Raw genomic sequence first — 7,747 nt, 5'->3', positions numbered from 1 at the left:
CTTTTACCCTGCAACGCATTACACCATTTGTTGTGAAAGTGTAGTGTGGCAAAGGATTGCAGAACGATCCCTACTTCAACCTAGCTGACAAGCAGAAAGGAAACCGTCTGGGGTCAAGTGATCTCCTTGACGCTAGACGGTTTCCTTTCTAGACTCCGACTCCAAGGTGGTTGAAGTAGGGAAGAAGGAAGAATCATATGAAAATGCGAGAATAAGGGAGAAAGACTCTAATTTTGAGGGGTTAAACCGTTTTTTGATAGGCTATACCTTGAATTATTAGAGGACCATGCCCCCCATAGCGTCGAACCATCAGATGACACAGCCAAAGACAATCCATACAGCGTATTGTGTTGGCTATCGATTGTGATTTTTCCGGTAGAAATATTGGTGTTTATTTGTGTAGCCGCGTCAAATTTTTGAAAATAGATTTTTGCTCCGTTGGAATCCATAGTAGCGATCAAATAGACCGTTGTCCCGTATGAGCAAATTGCAATTTGTGAAACGAAATCAGCTGTCAAAGATGTTTCTTCTAGATAGCACAACTGTGACCATGTCTGGCCATTATCCGTTGATTTATAAAAATAATGGATTCCTCCAGCGGAGTTATAGGCCGTGCTAACTAGCCAACCATTGCTCAATCGTACCAACCTTCTCCCGCCGTTTCCCGACGTGTCGTATGCGGCACTTACTACTGTTGTAATTCCCATTTTCATACTCCTTCCTAAAAATAGCCGTTATCAGAAAGTTCCCTACCTTTCACACCCCCCATCACCTCACCACCAACCTCCCATTCCTCTCATCAAACCACCCTTCCGACACCCGCAGCCCATCCAGCGTATTCAACGTGATCACAAACCGGTTATCCCGGAAATCGTTGGTCAGCGCATCCTCCAGCGCCTTGATCCGCGTCTCGGCGTGGGCGAGCCTCGGCTTCAGTTTTTCCAGCGCCAGATGAGCGTCCAAAATGCCCTGCTCCCAGCGGTTGATGTTATCCTCCGTAACAGGCGTATCATAGGTCCAATCCGTCTTCGCTTGGTAGCTCATCTATTCTCCTCCTTTCACTTGCACGACGAAGGTGACAGTAAGAAACTGCGCGCCATTGCTGAGGATGTGTACGCTCTTCTCTGCCACGACTACCCCGCTCTCCGTCAGGATCTTGAGACGGGTAATCTCCGGTACGGAATCCACATGCCGTGCTTGCACCTGCAAGGCTATGCCCTGCTGAAACCCGATAATGGGATGAGAGGAAATCACGGAACCCTGCAGAGGCAAAGACACCTCGTCATTGATCAACAGACTGCCGCCCTGCAGCCGCTCCAGCAAATCATCCCGCGCCATCGCCAAGTAATCCTGGTGCATCATACAGGCACCTCCTCGTTCCATTTGATGGGCGTCATCCCCGCACGAAATTCTCCTGCGGCATGGTACGCCCTTTTGCCAACAAACCAGGAGCCAGTAAACGTCAGCATTTCTCCATTCACCGGCTCCAACACTACGCCATTGCAATGCACCGGGCGAATCTTCTCCACGGACAAAACCGCATGAGCTGAATCAAAGCGATCCTCGGCTGGGTAGACATAGCGGATGACCTTCTGCGCAAAATCTTCTACCATCTCTACCTGTTTGCTCTCCGAAGCAGACAGCCCGATGGCGCGCAACACGCTCGGCGTAAAGCCAAGATACGCCCAGTGCTGCCTTTGCAGATTTTTTCGCCGCTCCTCCAGGCTGGATGTCTGCTTTTTGCCGAAATAGATCCAGTCCCAGTAATCCAATCCCCACGTCGCAGAAAACGGAATGAATTGCTCCACCAGCTCCCGGCGCTTTTCCGCAAACTGGTCGACTGGGGTAGCTGCACCTGCAAAATGGTACTCGGCTACCTTGTTTTCATACCAATAGGGAGGAAGCACCTCCTTGTAGCGATCCAATATCATGTCGTCACCACCAGACGAAGAATGGAGACTGCATCTCCTTCCACAATCACGTTGCTGGTTCCGCCGTTCAAGGTGTACTGGGTAAAGTCCTCGACGCCGTTCACAAAGAAGAGCGATCCGATCTGCTGATACACAATCGTCGAACGCCCTTTTAAATAAGTGGTGATTTGCTTGGTGATCTCCTCTTTCACGGTCGCCAGGACGGCATCTTTCCCCAACACCAGCTGGACGGCGATCTCCACCTCGAAAATGTTGGCGGGCAGAACCTTCAAATCATGGAGCGCCCTTCGCTTCTCGGAAAGCTCCTTCTCAACCTGTTCAGCCAACTCCAGACTGGCAGGCTGTCCATTTGCATCCGTAATGTAGACATCGATGGAGAGGTCATTGCGCGCCTTCTCGATGGCGACAGCTCCACCGACTCCGTTGATATCTCGCGCCCAGCGCTCATAGTCTCCTCTGCGGCCGTCCCCTTCTTCGGTTCGAGCCCGCTCCAGCAGACGACTGCGGAAAGCGTCATTCTCCTCGCCATCGTTGCGCTTCAATCCAAAGAACATGCCATGCGCATCCAGATACTCATCATCTGCCCATGGAAGAAATCCTTGTAAAAAGGCGTACTCCAGAAGCTGCTGCTGTTCGCTGATCTCCTGCGCCAGCGGATAGAGCAAATCGTAGAAGATCTCCCCTTCCTCTGTCGCAGGCGGCGTGTCGCCCTGCTGTTCAGCCAGCAAGGCCATCCGATTCGCCATCCGCTGGTAAATCTGATCTGCCGTCTCCCGCAAAATGGGCATATCCGGCTTTTTTAACGTTGCCATGCATCCACCTCCGATCTCGTGCTGCCTCTGCTCCCGGTCAATTCCAGCGAAAACAAGATCCGCTTATCCTGCACCTGAATATCGAGCACCTGCGCCCGCTCAATCTCGCTGTGGGCTTCCAGCGCCTCTTCTGCCTGCGCCCGGATGACAGCAAGCGAAATGCCCGACTTGAGCCTGCCGATCTCCGAGAGAAAATCGACGCCAATCCGCTCCGAATAGATGGCGTAGCGAAAACGTCGCGTATTCAGTAGCTTTTTCGCGATCTCTTCCAAATACTCCGCGTACGTCGTGGTACGCAAATATCGCCCATCCGGTCCTTGTCTCATCTGTCTGGTCTGCCAGTCAAAGCGATAGGTCCAGGGAATCGGACGTTGTGTGTCCAGCATCAGAGAGGATTCACTCCCGCTCAGTTCGGGAAACATCACTCCACCACCCCGCACAGCAAATATTGGCCGTTGGTGCAGCGCAACAAAGCTACCTTCCTGCCGATATCCTCGACACGCAGATTGGCGGAGCGCAGCACCTCCAGCTCATAGGCTTCCAAGGGCGTCGGGTCTTCGTCCAGCTTTACCGAGAGCGGCGTAATGGACAACAGAACACCGAACTCGCCCTGCGTGTCCGTCATGCCCTCCTGTGCCGCTTGTCGCAATCTCGCAAGTACCGAATACATCTCCTACCCCCTCCTTTCCAACTGCAAGTCCGCGGTATAATACCCGCCCTTCCAGCGTGTGTTGCTATTCGTGACAATCCAGTTTGTGACGCTCATGTTGTCTTTCTCCAGAATTCGAATCAGCCAGCCGGCCCGCAATCTGGCAGCCTGGTCGTCCTGATGCCTGACCGTAATGGAGCGGGTGCGCGGGATCTTCGACAGCTCTGACAATTGCTTGGCTGCCAGGGAGGCGAGATTTTTTTCTTCACCTGCGTCGATGACCTTTTGCATCCGTCCGATCTGTTTGATCAGGCTCGCGTTTTCCTTGGATGCACTGCCTGCCAGCTTGTCCTCTTTATAACGCTCCACCGTAACCACGGTATATACATCCTCGATGCTCTCGCCCGTCGAGCTGCTCTCCAGCATGCTGGCCTGAAACATCGGGATGATGCTGTTCCCGCCTTCGGGCAGCACGGTCAGCTTGTCCCGTTGATGGGAGACGAAATAGCGTACGCCTGTTTTGTCATACGCCTGTTCCGTCAGCATTGAAAACAATGCGGTGTAGGATTGCGGCATGATCCGCTCCTTGACGATGAAGCCAAAGGATGGGCAGGCAAATTGAATTCCTGCAGCACGTATGATCCGCCCCAGTTCTGCTCCGGCATCCCCGTCCAGCTTGGTGCGAGTGATCTCATTTTTTTTGCAGGTACCAGCTCAGCTCATAGGCTGTGACGGTCAGATCGCCTGTCTTGTCGTCTCGCTTTGGATTGACCAGAGGGCCGTGAAAGAACTGTTCCGACTCCTTCAACGAATCGCCTGCGAACAGCATCAAAAAGCCCGCCGATTGCAGCGGCGGGGCGGCTTGTACCTTGATTTCGCAGTGTTGGCTGATCTGACCACGCGACGATGACCAGGAGAGGTCTATTACCGATGAGGTCAGATCGTATCGGGTCGCTTCTTTTCCGTAGATGACTTTCATCCGATCCTCTCCTTACGTCCCAATGACCCGATTGACACTGGCCAGCTTCCGGTCGATTGCGATTCGATTGGCTGTCTGTTGCTCTGACGGTCCCTCCGTTGTTTTCGAGGAAGGCTTTTTCGCTTTTTTTCCGCTCGTATTGGGACGGGCAGCTTGCTGCTTCACGACTACTGCACTAGGCGCAAGCAGCTGCGTCTGATTGCTCCAGCTCAAAAATTCATCCTTCACAAACAAAGGCAGCTCGATGGAACCGTGGTAATCCACCTGTTTTCCTGAAAATCTCCCGTCACAAGGCCCGATCAGGACATTCCAGGCCAGATCAAGCTCGTCAATCGTCAGCAGCACCTCTGAACCGGTGAGCCGTTCCAGCCCAGCCAGCCACTGGCGAGGTCCTTGGTAGCCTTCAACCTCGATATAATGGGCATCCGGATTGCCAGGAAGAAAAAAGTCAAACGAAATGGCTTTGGGACGTCTTCCAGCAATTCGGGTGTTGCTAGCCAAAGTAATAGAGGTCGTATTCTCCGTATCGTTGCCATATCCGCGAAACTGGATTTCCGCAGGCGTTACCGGAAAAGTCAGCCTGTACTTCCCTTGCATCCTGATCATGTCGCTACACCTCCCCGCGTTTCCAGCGAATCCAGCAGTGCTTTTTCAATGATCAGCTTGATCCGTTGCCCGACAGACGGGTCATTCAGCATGTTCAACATCGTCGGGATATCTTGCAGCACGCCTTCTACGTGCAACGGAACCGAAATTTGCGGGATCGTCACAGAGATGGCGCCAGCCTTTTCAGGCATACCCGATACAGGTGCTCCAACAGGTGCAGGCGGTCCCAACGGTACAGGAGACATTTGTTGCTCCGGCGGTGGCGTCGAAGCAGGCTTTTCCTCGCCCTGCCACCAGTCCTTCACCTTGTCAAAAAGCATGCCGCCAACCTCTGCACCGCCGATTCCGCCGAGAATTCCGCCTACTGCTCCTCCGACAACAGTACCGACAACCGGCACAACCGAACCAACCGTCGCTCCCAATGCTGCTCCTGCGGCCGCTCCTCCCCAACCGCCTAGCGCTTCTACACCGATGCGGGCTGCGGTTTCCAGCTTGTTGTCCGACTGCGCAATATCGGCAGCTCCCATAAACGTGCGCAAGACGGGGATCTTGCGAAGGAGAGAACTTGCAGTCTTTTTCAAACCGGACAGATCGCTTGGAATGATGGATGGTGTAATGGATAGAGGGGCAGTGGGCATAGTGAACGAATGGATATTTGGATCCTTGGGACGAATTAAATTACTTGGAACATCCTTGGTTGTCTGAAAAACCAGATCCCGATGTAAACCTTGCTCGTATTTTTTGAGCTCAACGTTTGGAGATTCCTTTTGCTCGGAAGACGCCAAGAAAATGGGTAACAAGGAAGACAGAACAGAGAGAACTGCTCCTCCTCGTCCAGGGCGCGAGGATCCCGTTCTACTTGGTTCCTTTTTCCCTGTGCCCGATTTATTTCCGCCTTTATTCGTTCCCCATATCGTTTCGGGATAGACAGGCGCGGCAGCCTGCGGCTTTAGGATGCTTTTTACATTCCGGTAAGCCTCCCCTACTTCGGTTGCAAATCGAAACAGCTTGTACCCGGCCATAAGCAAAAAGACAGCGGCCGCTGTTATTTCCGCTCCTATTCTTACCCCTGGCATCCCGTTCAGCGTTTCCGCCACCGTCTTCATTCCCTGCGCCAAAGGCTTCAACACTGGCAAAACATCACGTGAGACAGTCATCGCGAGCTCCATGACAGCCTGCCTCGCATCTTTTTGCGCTTGCTGAAATTCCAAGAAAGGGTTGTGCTCCATGGCCCGCTTATAGGCGGTACTCGCCTCATTCCCTACCTGTGTACGAATTTCTCCTGAGGCGACTTTATCCGCTGTCTTTTTGATGAGATCAGGAGTCGCCGCCGTCTTATCTCCTGCGATTTTTTGCTTTTCCAACTCGACCACAAGTGTCGCCAGTTGCTCGGGACTGTCGAGCTTTATTTGGTTCTCTTTGCTATAGGCAATAATCGTCTCCAGTTCCTTGCCGCTAAACGTCTGCAGGGAATTGTTCATGAACTGAATGGAGTTGGCCAACTGTTCGGCGTCCTTGTTACCCGTCAACTGGCTCATGGTGTTCATCATGCTCAAAAGCTCCTTCGGTTCGACCGAGGTGGTCACCCCAAGCTGCGCCGCCTGCTTGGCAAAAGTCTTGGCCTGTTCAGGATCTTGCTGAAGCTGTTCACTTGCCGAGATCAGTTTCATCGCATCGGTACTTTGCAAATATGGATTGATTTTCACTATCTCACGGGTCATCTCGTCAAATGCCTGTATCTGCTTATCTGATTTTCCTTTTGCAGCATACAAGGCACGTTCTCGGAAAGCTTCCTTCATTTCCTTTTGCAAACTTGTAAAATCGCCACCGATGGAAATCGAAACGACAGAGTTGAAATCCTTGACCAACTTCTTGGTTGCTTCCAATGCCTTATCGACGTGTTCGACGACCTGCATCGCCTTCGATTTCTTGTCTACTTCCTCGATCTGCTTTTTTATCGCTACTAGTGTGACGCTGGCTTTGTCTTCCAAGGCGATCTGGGGACTATATTTTCTCATGGAAAATCTTGTTAGTTCTGCCTGTAGGGTGCGGGCCTCCCTCTTTATCACCTCTATGGAGTAGGTAGCCTGTTTGGCCACTTCGATAAACACCATGCTAAAAGACTGCCTTTCTTCTCGAAACATCCCTATCGTAAGCATCTCTCTCACCTCCTTTGTTGTTACCTGCTTCCCAGCCCTCGGGATGGAGGGAGATGCTTACAGCCCTCCCTTCTCCCGCTCTTCCCACTCGATAAGCTGGCAAGCAAACAGAAACAGCTTTTGCTTGTACCGATCCACTTCATATTCCAGGAGATCCGACGGTAGGCCCCGCCCCATCAGAAAGGCGCGGCATATATGCCAGGCTTCCCCGTCAGATCGGATCAGTTTTTTGCTTCTTCAATCGCTTCTTCTTCCGTCACACCTGCGTTGACTTCACGCACGGCAGTCAAAAGCTTGGTGTAGCCATCCGGATTGTCCCGGAACAGCTTTTCCACCAGCTCGTACTTGGTTCCCGCCTTGTACGCCTTTTTCAGTTCCTCCTGATTCCAGGGAAAATCGTGCTCTGTCGCTTTGACGAGGCGAGCGTCGTTGTAGAGGAACCAGTCTGTCTTGTCCCCCTTGTCGGCGATTTTCTCGCACTCGCGCAATTCTGTCAGATTCAGCTGACGGACCTTCCATTCATCGCCGTCAATCATCACGGTGATTTCTTTTCGCGGCGCTTGCTCATTCGCTTTCGCCAGATATTTTTGCAGCTTGCTCAAGATAATCCC

12 protein-coding genes are annotated in these 7,747 nt (G+C 52.4%); all 12 read right to left on the bottom strand.

The window, feature by feature from the left end:
- Nucleotides 1-227: 227 nt before the first annotated feature.
- Entirely contained in the window at nt 228-707 is a 480-nt protein-coding gene (locus EDM58_RS25560) for a hypothetical protein (protein ID WP_148039354.1), read from the bottom strand.
- Nucleotides 708-768: 61 nt separating this feature from the next.
- On the bottom strand, nt 769-1,044 hold the full coding sequence (locus EDM58_RS23880) for a hypothetical protein (RefSeq protein WP_122915547.1): 276 nt from the start codon (nt 1,042-1,044) through the stop codon (nt 769-771).
- Nucleotides 1,045-1,362, bottom strand: coding sequence for a hypothetical protein (locus tag EDM58_RS23875; RefSeq protein WP_122915546.1), 318 nt, complete (start codon nt 1,360-1,362; stop codon nt 1,045-1,047).
- Nucleotides 1,359-1,931 (bottom strand): DUF2313 domain-containing protein, encoded by a 573-nt coding sequence (locus EDM58_RS23870; protein ID WP_122915545.1) that lies wholly within the window; start codon nt 1,929-1,931, stop codon nt 1,359-1,361. The genes EDM58_RS23875 and EDM58_RS23870 overlap by 4 nt, the downstream gene beginning before the upstream one ends.
- Nucleotides 1,928-2,743, bottom strand: a complete 816-nt coding sequence (locus EDM58_RS23865; RefSeq protein WP_122915544.1) for a baseplate J/gp47 family protein — start codon at nt 2,741-2,743, stop codon at nt 1,928-1,930. The genes EDM58_RS23870 and EDM58_RS23865 overlap by 4 nt, the downstream gene beginning before the upstream one ends.
- Nucleotides 2,731-3,165, bottom strand: a complete 435-nt coding sequence (locus EDM58_RS23860) for a DUF2634 domain-containing protein (RefSeq protein WP_122915543.1) — start codon at nt 3,163-3,165, stop codon at nt 2,731-2,733. The genes EDM58_RS23865 and EDM58_RS23860 overlap by 13 nt, the downstream gene beginning before the upstream one ends.
- On the bottom strand, nt 3,165-3,413 hold the full coding sequence (locus EDM58_RS23855) for a hypothetical protein (RefSeq protein WP_122915542.1): 249 nt from the start codon (nt 3,411-3,413) through the stop codon (nt 3,165-3,167). Before EDM58_RS23855 ends, EDM58_RS23860 begins: the two co-directional genes overlap by 1 nt.
- Before the next feature lie 3 nt (nt 3,414-3,416).
- On the bottom strand, nt 3,417-3,968 hold the full coding sequence (locus EDM58_RS26345; RefSeq protein ID WP_246001020.1) for an XkdQ/YqbQ family protein: 552 nt from the start codon (nt 3,966-3,968) through the stop codon (nt 3,417-3,419).
- A 115-nt stretch (nt 3,969-4,083) separates the two neighbouring features.
- Nucleotides 4,084-4,371, bottom strand: a complete 288-nt coding sequence (locus tag EDM58_RS26340; protein ID WP_246001016.1) for a hypothetical protein — start codon at nt 4,369-4,371, stop codon at nt 4,084-4,086.
- A 12-nt stretch (nt 4,372-4,383) separates the two neighbouring features.
- Nucleotides 4,384-4,977 (bottom strand): hypothetical protein, encoded by a 594-nt coding sequence (locus EDM58_RS23845; protein WP_122915541.1) that lies wholly within the window; start codon nt 4,975-4,977, stop codon nt 4,384-4,386.
- On the bottom strand, nt 4,974-7,136 hold the full coding sequence (locus tag EDM58_RS23840) for a phage tail tape measure protein (RefSeq protein WP_122915540.1): 2,163 nt from the start codon (nt 7,134-7,136) through the stop codon (nt 4,974-4,976). The genes EDM58_RS23845 and EDM58_RS23840 overlap by 4 nt, the downstream gene beginning before the upstream one ends.
- 221 nt (nt 7,137-7,357) lie before the next feature.
- Entirely contained in the window at nt 7,358-7,738 is a 381-nt protein-coding gene (locus EDM58_RS23835) for a phage tail assembly chaperone (RefSeq protein WP_246001015.1), read from the bottom strand.
- Between the last annotated feature and the right edge of the window lie 9 nt (nt 7,739-7,747).

The sequence above is a fragment of the Brevibacillus panacihumi genome (assembly GCF_003710985.1).
In the GTDB taxonomy this organism is placed as follows: domain Bacteria; phylum Bacillota; class Bacilli; order Brevibacillales; family Brevibacillaceae; genus Brevibacillus; species Brevibacillus panacihumi.
The sequence above is the reverse complement of the archived record's forward strand: the minus strand, read 5'-3'. Positions and strand labels throughout refer to the sequence as shown.